This window comes from Arthrobacter sp. TmtSoilC79 (genome assembly GCF_059739405.1).
The window spans coordinates 3,599,238-3,614,166 of sequence record NZ_AP046051.1 but is presented as its reverse complement, the minus strand read 5'-3'; the positions used below and the strand labels follow the sequence as shown (position 1 = coordinate 3,614,166).

12 protein-coding genes are annotated in these 14,929 nt (G+C 63.0%); 5 read left to right on the top strand and 7 right to left on the bottom strand.

What is annotated here, in order from left to right:
* The first annotated feature begins 41 nt into the window (after window positions 1–41).
* The 5 genes from AC6JA3_RS16440 to AC6JA3_RS16420 all read left to right on the top strand — a co-directional run bounded on the left by AC6JA3_RS16440 (window position 42) and on the right by AC6JA3_RS16420 (window position 8,739).
* Entirely contained in the window at window positions 42–947 is a 906-nt protein-coding gene (locus AC6JA3_RS16440) for an NTP transferase domain-containing protein (RefSeq protein WP_347781783.1), read from the top strand.
* A complete protein-coding gene (locus tag AC6JA3_RS16435; RefSeq protein WP_347781782.1) occupies window positions 944–2,299 on the top strand; it encodes a molybdopterin molybdotransferase MoeA in 1,356 nt (451 codons plus the stop codon). The genes AC6JA3_RS16440 and AC6JA3_RS16435 overlap by 4 nt, the downstream gene beginning before the upstream one ends.
* 66 nt (window positions 2,300–2,365) lie before the next feature.
* A complete protein-coding gene (locus tag AC6JA3_RS16430; protein ID WP_347781781.1) occupies window positions 2,366–4,672 on the top strand; it encodes an FdhF/YdeP family oxidoreductase in 2,307 nt (768 codons plus the stop codon).
* Between the two features lies 1 nt (window position 4,673).
* Window positions 4,674–5,585 carry a formate dehydrogenase accessory sulfurtransferase FdhD gene (gene fdhD / locus AC6JA3_RS16425; protein WP_347781780.1) on the top strand — a complete coding sequence of 304 codons (912 nt, stop codon included), beginning with the start codon at window positions 4,674–4,676 and terminating at the stop codon, window positions 5,583–5,585.
* A gap of 124 nt (window positions 5,586–5,709) precedes the next feature.
* Complete coding sequence (locus tag AC6JA3_RS16420) at window positions 5,710–8,739, top strand: alpha-mannosidase (RefSeq protein ID WP_347781779.1); 3,030 nt, start codon at window positions 5,710–5,712, stop codon at window positions 8,737–8,739.
* A 79-nt stretch (window positions 8,740–8,818) separates the two neighbouring features.
* On the opposite strand, the gene AC6JA3_RS16415 is transcribed toward AC6JA3_RS16420, so the two are convergent.
* The 7 genes from AC6JA3_RS16415 to AC6JA3_RS16385 all read right to left on the bottom strand — a co-directional run bounded on the left by AC6JA3_RS16415 (window position 8,819) and on the right by AC6JA3_RS16385 (window position 14,745).
* Window positions 8,819–9,898 (bottom strand): hypothetical protein, encoded by a 1,080-nt coding sequence (locus tag AC6JA3_RS16415; protein WP_347781778.1) that lies wholly within the window; start codon window positions 9,896–9,898, stop codon window positions 8,819–8,821.
* Between the two features lie 3 nt (window positions 9,899–9,901).
* Window positions 9,902–10,810, bottom strand: coding sequence for a hypothetical protein (locus tag AC6JA3_RS16410; protein WP_347781777.1), 909 nt, complete (start codon window positions 10,808–10,810; stop codon window positions 9,902–9,904).
* Between the two features lie 13 nt (window positions 10,811–10,823).
* Complete coding sequence (locus AC6JA3_RS16405; RefSeq protein ID WP_497920314.1) at window positions 10,824–11,618, bottom strand: amino acid ABC transporter ATP-binding protein; 795 nt, start codon at window positions 11,616–11,618, stop codon at window positions 10,824–10,826.
* Window positions 11,605–12,264 (bottom strand): amino acid ABC transporter permease, encoded by a 660-nt coding sequence (locus tag AC6JA3_RS16400; protein WP_026548287.1) that lies wholly within the window; start codon window positions 12,262–12,264, stop codon window positions 11,605–11,607. Before AC6JA3_RS16400 ends, AC6JA3_RS16405 begins: the two co-directional genes overlap by 14 nt.
* Window positions 12,265–13,080 carry an amino acid ABC transporter substrate-binding protein gene (locus AC6JA3_RS16395; RefSeq protein WP_026543200.1) on the bottom strand — a complete coding sequence of 272 codons (816 nt, stop codon included), beginning with the start codon at window positions 13,078–13,080 and terminating at the stop codon, window positions 12,265–12,267. It lies immediately after the preceding gene.
* A gap of 238 nt (window positions 13,081–13,318) precedes the next feature.
* Entirely contained in the window at window positions 13,319–14,026 is a 708-nt protein-coding gene (locus AC6JA3_RS16390) for a hypothetical protein (RefSeq protein ID WP_347781776.1), read from the bottom strand.
* Window positions 14,023–14,745 (bottom strand): hypothetical protein, encoded by a 723-nt coding sequence (locus AC6JA3_RS16385; RefSeq protein ID WP_497920313.1) that lies wholly within the window; start codon window positions 14,743–14,745, stop codon window positions 14,023–14,025. Before AC6JA3_RS16385 ends, AC6JA3_RS16390 begins: the two co-directional genes overlap by 4 nt.
* Window positions 14,746–14,929: the final 184 nt, after the last annotated feature.

Here is a 14,929-nt window from a genome sequence, read left to right as displayed (position 1 = left end):
CGATTTCTGCTGAGCTCCGGACGTCCGGGTACTCTGGGCGGATGGAGTTCAATGCCGTGATTTTGGCGGGTGGCAGGGCCACCCGCCTCGGTGGCGTGCCTAAACCATCGCTGACGTACGACGGCGCCACGCTCCTTTCGCATGCCCTGCAGGCTGCCCGGGGTGCTTCAGCCGTGGTGGTGGTAGGCCCCGATGTTCCGGTAGCGGGCGGTGTGCCGTTCCCAGTGGAAGTGCTGCATGCCCGCGAGGAGCCGGCGTTTGCCGGGCCGGCAGCGGCAATCGCAGCCGGACTGGCGGCGCTGCAAAGCCGGCGTTCCCGCGCCCGGTGGACCCTGGTCCTTGCCTGCGACATGCCGCATGCGTCCCGCGGAGTTTCCGCTTTGTGGGATGCACTGGCCGCCCACCCAGGCGTTGAGGGTGCCATGGCCGTTTCCGTGGACGGGCGGAAGCAACCCCTCCTGGGTGCTTACGACACTGCAGCCTTGGAACGTGAAGCAGCCGTAGCATCCCAAGGTGCCGGTCTGGCGGACTCTTCTGTGTTCCGGCTGCTTGCTAGGCTGAACCTGCTGGACGTTGCTGTCCCCGCTGGCTCCACGGATGACGTGGATACGTGGGAGGACGCTGCGGCCCTGGGCATTGACTACAAGTTGGAGGCGGACGTGAAGAGCCAGGAAGAGACGCTCGAGGATTGGTGCCGCACATTGCTGCAGGCATTTGAGCTTGAAGGCGTTGAGGTGGACGTCAATGAAGTACTCGCCGTAGCCGGAGTGGCAGCACATTCAGTGGTCCGTCCCGCTGCGCCTTTGACCACGTTCATTGCCGGCTATGCGGCAGGCATGGCCCGCGGCATTGGCCAGGCAAGCGATGATGCGTCCATGAACGCGGCCCTGGAGTTGGCCCGCAAAGTTGCCAAGGAGTACTCGGAGTCCGAGGCTGACGCCGAATGACCCAGGCCCCTGCCGAGGGCCATCACGCAGCGCACACCTGGCAGGAGGCCCGCCAGCGCGCGTTTGAGTGTGCCGCTCCCATTCCACCAGGCCCCGTGCCGCTCACCTCGGCGCTGGGCCGCACCCTTGCAGCCGATGCCCTGGCCGTACAGGACATGCCCCACTACGCTTCGTCGGCCATGGACGGCTGGGCCGTCAACGGAAGTGGTCCGTGGATCCTGAGCGAACCTGGCCAGAGGCTTGCCCCGCACCAGGCAAGCCCCATTGTGACCGGTGGCCTCATTCCGCCCGGGGCCAAGGCCGTGCTGCGCAGCGAGAGCGGCGTCATCACCACCGACGACGACGGCCTGCCGGTCCTGGCTTTAGGCGGCGCCGCCAAGCCCGGTGAACCCCGCAACGGCCAGCACATCCGCAAAGCCGCGGAGGAAGCTGCCGAGGGGGAGATCCTGCTGACCGCTGGAACGGTACTCAATCCAGCCCACATCGCTTTGGCTGCACTGGCCGGACTGGACCATGTAGAGGTTCTCGGCAAACCGTTGGTCAGGTTCCTGCTTACAGGTTCCGAGGTTGTGGAACGGGGGATCCCGCTGCCCGGACAGGTCCGCGACACCTTTGGTCCGCAGTTGGGTGCCGTGGTAGAGCTCCTGGGCGGCATAGCAGGAGAGCAGCTCAGGGTGGGCGATAACTATGAGGAGTGGATTGCCGCCCTCCAGGAGAGTGAGCCTGCCGTGGACGAGATCGCGACTGGCTCCGATGAAGAAGCCGAACCCCCGGCCGATGTCGTCATCACAACGGGCGGTACGGGCCGGTCGGGGACTGACCATTTCCGCCGAGCGGTGGCTGAACTGGGTGGCCGGCTGTTGATCGACGGTATTTCGATGCGACCCGGCCACCCCGCCGTACTGGCCGAGTTGCCCGATGGCCGCTTTGTCCTGGGCCTGCCTGGAAATCCACTTGCCGCGATGATGGCGCTGTTCACGGTGGGCGCTCCATTGCTTGCTGCATTGGGCCACCGGAAGCCGCCCCATGTGGGTGAGGTACCGTGCGGCGCAATGCTCGAGGCCGATCCCGGTCGGACCCGGCTGATGCCGTTCAAGCTGGTGTATGGCCTGGCCTCACCGGCGCAGCACGCGGGACCGGGAATGATGCGGGGCCTGGCCGGTGCGGACGGGGTCATGGTGGTCCCACCCCACGGAGTCCAACTGGGGGAGTTGGTCCCTGCGTTTGCCTTGCCCTGGGGCAAACCGTTGCCCCAGCCAAAGTCCCCGGAAGACAAGCCCCGCAAGGCCGCCACACGGCAAGCGAAGAAGGCTCCCTCCGGGCCGGTGGACTGGAGTGCGCTCGACGCCTGAAGGCTGTACTGGCCGGCACTGCGGCGAACCAGGTAACAGGCTCACACAAAGTGCAATGATGGACATATGAACAGGCATGCTCCCGAACAGGACATCAATGAAGATGACCTGCAAATCCACCCGCCCAAACAAGCCGCTGCCGGCCTCAAAGCTGTTACGGTGGCCCTTGAACGCGGTTACGCCCAGGCCGGAGTAGCCCGCACGGTCCGTTCCATGCTCAGGGTGAACCAGCATGACGGCTTTGATTGCCCGGGGTGTGCGTGGCCTGAATCCATCACGGGCAAGCGGAGCCCCGCCGAATTTTGCGAGAACGGCGCCAAAGCGATCGCCGAGGAAAGCACCACCCGCACGGTAGGCGCCGAATTCTGGGCGAAGCACTCCCTGGCGGATCTCGAAGACAAGACCGAGTACTGGTTGGGAAGCCAGGGAAGATTGTCCGAGCCCGTGGTCATCAGGCCCGGGGACACGCATTACTCACCCATCAGTTGGACCGACGCCTTCGCCTTGATCGGTGAGCACATCAACGCCACCACTCCGGACAAGTGCGTTTTCTACACCTCGGGCCGAACAGCCAACGAGACCGCCTTCATGTATCAGTTGTTCGCCCGAAGCCTGGGCACCAACAACCTGCCCGACTGCTCCAATATGTGCCATGAATCGTCCGGCAGCGCACTGAACCCCACCATTGGAATCGGCAAGGGCACAGTCTCGCTGGAGGATATCCACCACGCCGAACTGGTCCTGGTGGTGGGACAGAATCCGGGAACCAACCATCCCCGGATGCTGTCTGCACTGCGGGACTGCAAGAACAACGGCGGAAAGATCGTCGCCGTGAACCCGCTTCCCGAGGCGGGCCTGCTGAACTTCAAGGACCCCCAGTCCCTCAATGGCGTTATCGGCGGTGGCACCACCATCGCGGATGAATTCCTGCAGATCAAGGTCGGTGGGGACCTGGCGCTGTTCCAGGCACTGGGCCACCTGCTCCTGGAGGAAGAGAAGCGCAACCCGGGCACCGTCGTCGACCATTCCTTCATTGAGCAGCAGACCGAAGGGTTCGCCGCCTACACCCAAGCCCGTGCGGTCCTGGACTGGGCCGAGACCGAGCGGGCCACCGGCCTGACGCGGAGGCAAATTACCAAGGCGGCAGAAATGATGGCTGCCTCAAAGGCAACCATCATCTGCTGGGCCCTTGGACTGACACAGCAGCCGCACTCGGTGGACACGCTGCGCGAAATCATCAACCTGTTGCTGTTGCAAGGGAACTTCGGCAAGCGTGGCGCCGGAGCATGTCCCGTCCGCGGGCACTCCAATGTCCAGGGCGACCGCACCATGGGGATCTGGGAGAAACCCAAGGAATCGTTCCTGGCAGCGCTGGACCAGGAATTCGGTTTCCATATGCCGCGCGATCACGGATATGACTCCGTGGAAACCCAGCACGCCCTGGAAAAGGGTGAGGTGGATGTCTTCGTCTCCATGGGCGGGAACTTTGCAGCCGCCGGCTCGGACACCGCAGCCCTGGAAGAGGGCCTGAAGACCGCAGGACTGACCGTCCATATCTCCACCAAACCCAACAGGGCCCATGTGGTCCACGGCAAAACGTCGCTGATCCTGCCTACGCTGGGCCGGACTGACACGGATGACAAACACCCCAAAGGCAAGCAATTCCTGTCGGTGGAAGACTCCATGTCCGTCATCCATAAAACGCAGGGAAGACTGGAACCTGTCTCGGAGCACCTGCTCAGCGAACCGGTGATCGTAGCCCGCATGGCGCAGGCGACCCTGGGCGACGACCACAGCGTGGACTGGCGTGCCATGGCCGAAGACTACGACGTCATCCGGGACCACATCTCCCGGGTGATACCCGGCTTCGAGGATTTCAATACGAGGGTTCGCACCAAGAACGGCTTCGTGCTGCCCAACCCGCCCCGGGACACCAGGACGTTCGCCACGGACATCGGCAAAGCACGGTTCTCGGTGCGGCCACTGGAGTACCTCCAGGCCCCACAAGGCCACCTGATCCTGCAGACGGTGCGCAGCCACGACCAGTACAACACCACGTTCTATGGCCTGGACGACCGGTACCGCGGGATCTCTGATGGCCGCCGGGTCATCCTGGTCCACCCTGAAGACCTGGCCGAACTCGGTTTCAAGGACCGCGATCTCGTGGATGTCGTCTCCACGTTCGCCGGGACGGAGCGGCGGGCCAACAGGTTCCGGCTGGTTGAGTATCCCACTGCCAAGGGGTGCGCCGCAGCTTACTTCCCGGAGGCCAACGCCCTGGTGCACCGCGAACTGGTGGCCAGGGAATCCAACACCCCCGGCTACAAGGCCATGACAGTACGTTTCGTGAAAACAGAGGAGGACGGATCCTGACGTGGGACGCGTAACGCAGCGCCGAAAGGTGCATAAGTTTGTCCTGGACGGCTCGCCGCAAGCACTGGAGCATCCGGTCCGCTTCAAGGAAGACGTACTCGCGGTGGAGGAACCCCTGGAAATCCGCTTGGGCGAGATGTCCTTCTCCGTGACCATGCGGACCCCGGGAGACGACTTTGACCTCGTGGCCGGATTCCTGGTCTCTGAGGGCATCATCTGGGAACCCTCCCAACTGATCTCGGAGCGCTTCTGCGCCGGGGAAAACGAGGACGGCGTCCAGACCTTCAACGTGGTGGACGCCCAACTCCGGCCCGATGTGGAACGGCCCGATACCGGCCGCAACGTCTATACATCGAGCTCGTGCGGAATTTGCGGTACGGACTCCATTGACGCAGTCCGCAAAGCCTCGCATCACAGCCCCAAGGAAGACGACGTCACTGTACCGGTCAGGGCGCTCGCCGCATTGCCGGACCGGCTCAGGGAGGCCCAGGCCGTTTTCGATAAAACGGGCGGCGTCCACGCCGCGGGCCTTTTCAGGATCCACGACGACGGCACCTCCGAATTGCTGTGCCTTCGCGAAGATGTTGGCCGGCACAACGCGGTGGACAAGGTAGTGGGCTGGGCGCTGCGGGCAGGGGTGTTGCCGCTGAAGGGGACAGTCCTCCAGGTCTCCGGCAGGGCGTCCTTCGAGCTGGTCCAGAAGGCGGCCATGGCCGGCATTCCGGTACTGTCTGCGGTCAGTGCGCCCTCAAGCCTGGCCGCTGAGCTGGCGGAGGAGTCCGGGATTACCCTGGCCGGTTTCAGCCGTGGGCACAGTCTCAACGTCTACGCAGGCCGGGACAGGATCATTGCCGAACCCGCCCAGCCGGACGCACTGTCCGTGGGGGATAGCGGCCGATCACTTGGCTATTGAGCTGGAACAACGTAGATTTTATCCATCGATTGGAAGCGTAGCGAACCCAGAACTGCCGCGCGGGCATGCACCCCAGGTGCGTGAACCATTCGTGATATCCAGCTAAAGCCCAAAGGGGAATTAATTGCACGACGACCGCCGGATCACTGAACAGCGCCTCGATCGATTCGTTCGGGAACGCATTCTTCCGGCCATTTACGGCAGGGCAATACCGCTACAGCTCAGCAGCTGGGAGGTACCCGGCGAACCTGTGCCGGCATCGGAGGCCATGCGCCAGCTCTTCACTCCCCAGGAGCATGGAGCCGCGTGGGGAAAGGCCTGGAGCACCAAATGGCTGCACCTGCAGGGTGAAGTCCCGCAGGACTGGGGCATGGCTGACTCCACGTCCGTGGAGATCATCGTGGACCTCGGCTTCAACAGCGACGTCCCCGGGTTCCAATGCGAAGGCACTGCGTGGCGGGCGGACGGCAGCATCATCAAGGCGATCTCGCCACGGAATTACCACGTCCCCCTCAAACTGCTGGGCGGCGGACACTCGGTGGATTTCTATGTCGAGGCGGCCGCGAACCCGGACGTTGCCCAGGGCTGGTCCTTTGCTCCCACCCCGCTCGGAGACAAAGCCACCTCCGGCGACGATCCCCGGTACCGCCTGGGCCGCATCGCCATGGCAGAGCTGAACGAGACCGTGTGGGAACTGAACCAGGACATCTGGACGCTCAGCGGACTCATGCATGAACTCCCCACCGAACTTCCCCGCCGGCATGAAATCCTCAGGGCCCTGGAGCGGATGCTGGACATCATGGATCCGGACGACGTTCCCGGAACAGCGATGGCCGGCCGTGAGGCCTTGAAGGAAGTGCTGTGCCGGCCCGCCTATGCCTCGGCCCACCAACTCCTTGCCACTGGCCATGCCCACATCGACTCTGCCTGGTTGTGGCCGGTCCGGGAGACCATCCGCAAATGCGCCAGGACGTTCTCCAACGTAGTGGCGCTCATGGATGAAGATCCCGACTTTGTGTTTTCCTGCTCCTCGGCGCAGCAGATGGCGTGGATAAAGGAGTACTTCCCCGAGCTTTTCGTCCGGATCCGCGAGAAAGTCAAGGCCGGCCAGTTCATCCCCGTGGGCGGCATGTGGGTGGAATCGGATACCAACATGCCCGGCGGCGAGGCCATGGCGCGCCAGTTCGTGGAAGGCAAGAGCTTCTTCCTGAAGGAGTTCGACGTCGAATGCCAGGAGGCCTGGCTTCCTGACTCCTTCGGCTACTCCGGTGCCATCCCGCAGATTGTGAAAGAGGCCGGTTCGCGCTGGTTCCTCACCCAGAAGATTTCCTGGAACAAGGTCAACAGGATGCCGCACCACACCTTCTCCTGGGAAGGAATTGACGGCACCCGGCTCTTCACGCACTTCCCGCCGGTGGATTCGTACAACGCTGAACTGCACGGCCGCGAGCTGGCCCACGCAGAACGAAATTACCGGGACCACGGCCGTGGCACCATGTCACTGGTGCCGTTCGGCTACGGCGACGGCGGCGGCGGACCTACGCGGGAGATGGTCGCGGCCGCGCACCGCACGGCGGATTTGGAAGGATCCCCGAAGGTGCGGATGGGCACCGCAAAGGACTTCTTCACCCAAGCCGAGGCGGAGTACACCAACCTGCCGGTCTGGGTGGGCGAGATGTACCTGGAAATGCACCGCGGAACGTACACCAGCCAGGCCAAGACCAAGCGTGGCAACCGTCGCAGCGAACACCTGCTGCGGGAGGCGGAGTTGTGGTGTTCCACCGCAGCGGTTCGTCTCGGTACGGATTACACCTATCCCCGCGAGGAGTTGAAGCGGCTCTGGCAACTGGTCCTCCTGCAGCAGTTCCACGACATCCTCCCGGGCAGCTCCATCGCCTGGGTCCATCAGGACGCCGAACGCAACTACGAGGCCATTGCCCGAGACCTCGAGGCCATCATCGGTGAAGCAGCCCAGGCTTTGGTAGGCACCGGCAGCACCAGCTACCTGCTCAACGCCGCACCGCATCAGCGCAGCGGCGTGCCGGCATTGGGGATCGCCGAAACCGGCGGACACGGCACCGGCGTCCAGGTGGAGGACCCGGGCGAGGGCTTCGTGCTGGACAACGGCATCGTCCGCGCGGTGCTGGACGGGAACGGGCTGCTCACCTCACTGGTGGACCATGCCAGCGGTCGAGACGCCATAGCCCCCGGGGAGGCCGGCAACCTGTTGGAGTTGTTCCGGGACACTCCCAACGAATGGGATGCGTGGGACATCGAAGAGTTCTACCGCCGCAACGTCACGCAGCTGACGCACGCGGACACCATCGATCTCGAACGTACGCCGGCCGGCGCCGTCGTGGTGGTCCAACGGAAGGTGGGCGCCTCCACCATCACGCAGCGCATCACGCTCGACGCCGGTGCCAAGTCACTGGGAATCTCCACCACGGTGGACTGGCAGGAGCGCGAAAAGATGCTGAAGATCGCCTTCCCGCTGGACGTGAGGGCTGATCGTTCGGCGTCGGAGACACAGTTTGGCCACGTCTTCCGGCCGACGCACACCAACACGTCCTGGGAAGCTGCAAAGTTCGAAATCTGTGCACACCGCTGGATCCACGTTGCCGAGCCCGGTTATGGCGTGGCCGTCAGCAACTCCTCCAGCTACGGGCACGACGTCACCAGGGCCGTCCGCACCGACGGCGGAACCACGACGACGATCCGCACCTCGCTGCTGCGCTCGGCCCGGTTCCCGGACCCTGAAGCAGACAGGGGGGAGCACACGTTGGAGGTTTCCATCAGGCCCGGAGCTGCAATCTCCGATGCCGTCGAAGAGGGGTACAGGACCAACCTGAAGCCCCGGTTCGTGACCGGCGGCCACGGGGTTGATCCTCTGGTGTCGGTCTCGAACCCGGCCATTGTGGTCGAAGCGGTGAAGCTGGCCGAGGATGGGTCGGGCGATGTGATCGTCAGGCTCTACGAATCCCTTGGTGAGCGCTCAGCTGCCACTCTCCGGCCCGGTTTCAAGACCACCGGCGTGACAGCCACGGATCTGCTGGAACGGGCTGCAGAAGCTCCTGGAGTCACTGCCGGGGAGGACTCGGCGGTGGACTTGGTGCTCCGTCCGTTCCAATTGGTCACTTTGCGCTTCGCGCGCTGATCCCAAGAGACAGCAAAACGCCGACGGCATTGCGGGGAAATCCTGCAATGCCGTCGGCGTTTGTTCGTGTTGCCGGTGCCTATTCGACCAACTCGACGTCCACTGCGTCCTTCAAGATCTGGGTCCGCAGGGGGATCACGGATTCGTAGCTCTTGATTTCGGCCGGAATCTTCTTGGAGAACACTTCCTCGACCAGAGTCGGCATTTCCTTGACACCGGACAGGTAGCGCTTGGCAGCGAAGTCGAACTCCGACCTGTTGTTCCGGATACGGGTGTTGAGGACCTTCAGCTCGTCGGCAATCTTGCGGAATTCCTCATCGGAGGCATTGCGGGCGGTGGCGTCGTCGACCTTTTGGGTCATCTGATCCTTGATCTTCACGAATTCGTTGTAGTTCTCTTCGGACTTTGCCGTGATCTCGGCGTTCGATTCAAGCTGTGCCACCCGGTTGTCCAATGTGCGGGCAAACTCGACGTAGGCCACGTTCTTGGATTCCTTGAGTTGGTCCACCGCTTCCCGGCAGGGACCTGCGGCCTGGCCGAGCAGTGTTTGGCGTTCACGAAGGGTGGCGGCTTTGGAGCCAACAAACAAGCCGTTGCAGCCGGCTCCGTCTTCCCTGAAGAGACCTTCAAACTGCGGGTATGACTCCACCAGTCCTTCCATGTGGTCGATGAAGCCCTGGTAGGACTCTTCCAGTTGCCCCACGGCGACGCCGACACCGCCATCGGCGGGGGACTGGGCGTTTTTGACCGTGGACAGGGCCGCACGGGCGTCATTGACAGCCTGCTGGAACGCGTCCCGCTCTTTTGCGGAGTTCTTCTCCGCTTCCTCCTGGGAGGCGGGGGCGTTCCGGGCTTTCTTGTACGCGGCCAGGTAGGCGTTGGCCGCGGGCTGAAGCTTGCCCCGCGCATCCACCAACGCCGTGAGGTGTCCGTCTTTCAGGGCCTGCAGGTTTTCCTTGCGTTGCTGCCCGGAGAAGTGCGCCACAGCTATCACCGCCGCCACGGCAATGATCACCAGAACAACAGCACTGGAAACCAGAATCAGTGCAAGCCTGCGCTTCCTGGTCGCCGCCGGCTGGGTGGGATCAGGTTGGGCGGGATCGGGTTGGGCGGGACCGGATTGAGGGGCAGGCTGGGCAGGATCGGATTCAAAAGTCATGGCCTATTTCCCGTCCTTGCCTGCAGCATCAAATTGGTCAGAGCGTGTCTTGAGGGCACTTTCGAGCGCTTTGTTGGATTCGTTGGCGTTGGCCACCAACTGGTTGTACTTCTCCTTCATGGCGCTCTCGTACTTGGTCTGTGCCGCTGACAGGGCATCGTTGATGTCCAGCATGGCTACACCGGCCAGAGTGCGCTTGGCCAGCCGCTCAAGGTCGTCCTTGCTGTCCAGGACTTCCTGTTGCTTGTCCCGCTGTCCGCGAATGATGCCTTCCACCGCCGTCAGCAGTTCGGTTGTTTCAGCATCGGTGCCGTCCTTGGCGGTGCCCATCGCAGCAAGGCACTCATCGGCGCCTTTGACGTAATCCGCGGAGTACGACTCAGCGCCAACGTTCAGCGTGGAGTGCAGCGGCGCGCAGGGACCGCCGATGGATTCGTTGATGTTGGAGGTATCGACCACGAGTTGGTCGTTATAGGCGATCACGGCGCCGTACTGTTCCTTGAAGCGGTTGAAGGCGTCCCCGATTTCCTGTTCCTGGACGGCCGGCGAGGACGCCATCCGATCCAGCCGGTCCAGGTTGGTCCGTGACTCGCGCTTCAGGCGCTCACCATCGCGGTTGAGGACCTTCTCCTTTTCCTCCTGCTCCGCGTTTTCGGTCATCACGCTTGAGTAGCGGACCGAAAACTGGTTGAACAGGGGATCGTAGAGATTCATCGAGTTGTCCAGAATTGCCCGTTCCTTATCCAAACGGACAACATCTGCGTGCTGGACACCTGCCGGGCGGGAGAGCGCAAACCAAGTGCCGAGCCCGCCTGCCGCAACCACAGCGGCGACCACCGCGGCAATGATGATGGTACGCCGGGACTTCCTGCGGCCGGTTTCGGGTGTTGCGTCCAAAGTCTCTTCCCCCATTTCCTTGAGCCTCCTAGACGTCGTGCTGGAGCCGTTTCACAAAAAGCTTGGTGCGTTCCTGCGTGGGTGCCCGCAGGACTTCGGCAGCGGGACCGCGTTCGACCACCACACCGCCGTCCATGAAAATTACTTCGTCCGCCACGTGCTTGGCGAAGGCGAGTTCGTGGGTCACGATCACCATGGTCCAACCCTCTTCGGCGAGTTCCTTGATGACTCCCAGGACTTCCCCTACCAGTTCGGGGTCCAGCGCAGAGGTGGGTTCATCGAACAGCAAGAGCTGGGGCTTGAGCGCCAGGGCCCGGACGATGCCCACGCGTTGCTGCTGTCCGCCGGAGAGCTCAAAGGGGTAGGCATCGCGCTTATCGGCCAGCCCCACCCGCTCCAGAAGCCGCTCCGCCTCGGCAACGGCCTCGGCCCGGGGCCTCTTCTGGACCTGGATGGGGCCTTCGGTGATGTTTTTCAGCACCGTCATATGCGGGAAGAGATTGTAGTGCTGGAAGACCATGGCACTGCGGTCACGCAACTCCGCGATCTCTTTCTTGCCCACCTTCGCGTTGAAGTCGATCGACAGCCCTGCGCCGCCGTCGCTGCCCCCGAAGGTGACAGTGCCGGCGTCGGGGGTTTCCAGGCCGTTCAGCGACCGCAGGACGGTGGTCTTGCCCGAGCCGGAAGGACCGATAAGTGCCACCACCTGCCCGCGGCGGATATCGATATCGATGTCCCGCAACACCACGTTGCTGCCGAAAGCCTTCGCGAGGTTGCGGGCTTGCAGCACTGTGGCGGGGAGTGTTTCGTCAGTGGGCGACATAGCGGTCCAATCTCCTTTCCACGGCGGACTGCGCTGTGGAAAGGACCAGGCAGATGACCCAGTACACCAAGGCCGCCTGCAGGTACAGGGCCATGAACTCCTGGCTGAAAGCAGCGATCTGCTGGGCATTGCGGAACAATTCGGTGACCAGGATCAAGGACGCCAGCGAGGTGTCCTTCACCAGGGAGATGAAGGTGTTGGACAACGGGGGAACCGAGACCCGGGCTGCCTGGGGGAGGATGATGCGTACCAGCGTCTGCGGCCGGGACATGCCGATGGTGTGGCCGGCTTCCCACTGGCCTTTGGGCACGGACAGGATGGCTGCCCGGATGATCTCCGCCGCGTACCCGCCCACGTTCAAGGAGAACGCGATAATGGCACTTGGCCAGGGATCAAGCCTGACGCCGATGCTGGGCAGGCCGAAGAAAATCACGAACAGCTGGACCAGCAGGGGAGTGCCACGGATGACCGAGACATAGAAACGGCCGATTCCGGAGAGCAGCCAGTTGGGGCTCAGCCTCATCAGTGCCACCACCAAGGCGAGCACCAGGCCGAAGGCGAATGAGGCGAGGGTCAGGGGAATGGTCCCCGTGACGGCCCCGGTGATGAGCGGGCCGAAGGAACTCCAGATGAGGTCCCAGTTCATCTATTTGGTGACGTCCGCGCCGAAGTACTTTTCGGAGATCTTCGCCAGGGTTCCATCTGCCTGGAGGTCAGCCAGTGCTTTGTCCACGGCAGAGGTGAGCTCGGTTGAACCCTTGCGGAAGACGAGCGCGCTTTCGGTCTTGTCAGGTGCCTCCGCAGCGACCTTCAGGCCGGAATCCGGGGTGTTCTTGGCGTAATCCAAGTACGTGAGTTTGTCATTGACGGTCGCGTCCACGCGGCCTTGCTGAACCAACGTCGCGGACTGCGCCCAGCCTTCCACGGCCTGGACATTGGCGCCTGCTTCTACAGCCATCTTGTAGAAGTTGCTGGTCAGCGACTGGGCGGTGGTCTTGCCCTTGAGGTCCGCGAAGCTGTTGATGCTGGAGTTGTCCGACTTGGTTACCACCACGCCCGTGGAGACGGTGTAGGGGGTGGAGAACTCGTACTTGGCCTTGCGTTCGTCGTTGATGGAAATCTGGTTGGCAATGGTGTCGAAGCGCTTGGAGTCCAGGCCGGCGAAGATGCCATCGAACTGTGTCTCCTGGAAGGTAGCCTTGACGCCGAGCTTTCCGGCTACGGCCTGGGCCACTTCGACATCGAAGCCGGTGAGGTCGCCGGCGCCTTCTGCGTGGAAGCTGAAGGGGCGGTACGTGCCTTCGGTAGCGATCACCAGTTCGCCCTTGGACTTGACGTCCGAGAGGGACGTGTCTCCACCTGACTGCGCGGGAGTTGAACCTCCACCGCACGCTGTGAGCACGAGGGCGGCCGAGGCCAAAGTGGCGGCGATGATGGAGCGGCGGGTGCGAAGGCTGTTCATGGAGCCATCTTAGCCACCGTAAGGAGCCTTGCTGGGTGCGGGCTTCCGGTGGGCCGCAACGGGGCGTTAAAAAGGCTGAGTGGGGGCGGTCCCCAACAGCCCGCCACCACTCATCCCCCCAATTGTGATCCCATGGGCGCCACATCCACCGGAAACCCGTTCTCTGATTCCGGTGTCAGGCTGCAACCGTGTTCACACATTCATGATTGTGCCACGATCTAATGCTTTTGTGAAAGTCTTACGCTGCGAGACGTCGTTTTCGTCGCGAATACGCCTTCGAGAACCAGATTCCGGCCAGCCCAAGGGCTGTGGCCATGGCTGCGGAGTAGTTGATGAGCACCCGCAGCCAGGCCTCCGAGAAGGGGATCAACGGGAACAATTGGGAGAGCAGGAGCAGGCACAATCCCAGGAGCAGCAGGGCCGAAGCCACCCGGAGCAACACCGGGGCGGCGCTGACCACCGTCCGCCAAATTGCGGGAACCAAACAGGCAGCGACGAAACCCGGGTAGAAACGGCCCATGAAGGCATAGGCCTCCAAGGAGGGGCCCCACGTCAAACCGCTCATGCCGGCCGAAGAACCCCGGGTGTCCGTGACAACGAAGAAGTAAACGGTCAGGACGGCCACGATTGCCGCTACCGTCAGGCCAATCGGACCGCGGATGGCACGGACGGCAGAGGGCGATCCGAACGCGGTGGCGATCTTGATGCCCATGAGGAAGAACGTCGCATACAGCAGGAAGCGCAGGACCAGGTTGCCTACGTTCATCCCGCCGAGCCAGCCGTCAAGGACCAGGTATGGCGCTTCAATGCTGATGAAGATGCTCAAGGAGATCAGGGCGAAAATATAGAAGACCACCCTGTTCTCCCCGCGCAGTGCACTGGGTATCCGCGCCACAGTGATGGCCAGGCAGACAACCAGCGTTATCCAGGGCAGGACGGCCGTCATCCGAGGTTCTCCCAAATTCGTTCTGTACGTTCGTGGTCTTGTTCCTGGCGTTTGAGGGTCTTTCCCATCGCCAGGAGCCGCTCGCCGGCCAAGGTGACCAGCGCGCTTTGGCTCATTCGGTCCAGCGCTTCCCGGCGGGCATTCGGTGCCCACCCGGCTTCTGCCTCAGTGATCAGTCCTCCGGCCACCAGTCCTCCTGCGGGTCCGACGCCGGCAGCCCTGGAGGTGGCGATGGCCAGTTCAGGAGGAAGCCTGTTGGCCGTCAGATGCGCTGAGAAATTCTGTGGAGCGATCCCGGTGGCTTCACTGACCCGGTGCCGCAACTCGCCGTCGTCGATTGCGTCCACCCAGTTCCGCACCGACGTAGGGTGCGGTGGTTCAGAGAGGGGGGCCGCCGCGGCAGTGCCCGGCTCGCTGCGTTCCACTACTGCCCGGAGCAGATCAATCGTGGCCACCTGGCTGACTAGTTCGCAGGGGGTGGGCGGCATGGGTCCGCCGCGGAGGTCGGCGTAAAGGTCGAAGGTGGCCAGGGCCTGCACGGGATCCACATGGAATCCACGGCTGATGCTCACGAGCGTTGATTCAGCAACCTTGCCGCGGACCAGCTGCTGGGCCAGTGTTGTCCTTTTGATGCCGGCAATCCGGCAGACATCAGCTGTGCTGGCATCGGGCGCGACGCCGTGAAGCCAGCGCTGGAACGCCTTGGACGGTAAGGGCATGGGTAACTTTCCTGGACGGGTCGCGGGGCAGGACAGGAGCAGGCCGTAAGTGGGAGTACGAAACGATTTTACGCTGACGCCACATTGAATTATGCTTGATGCTTGAACCCGTTGGTCCGTACACCCCCCAAGTCCGGACCAACGGGTTTTTCCATGCCTGCGGGAATCGCGGCCTGAATTCCTG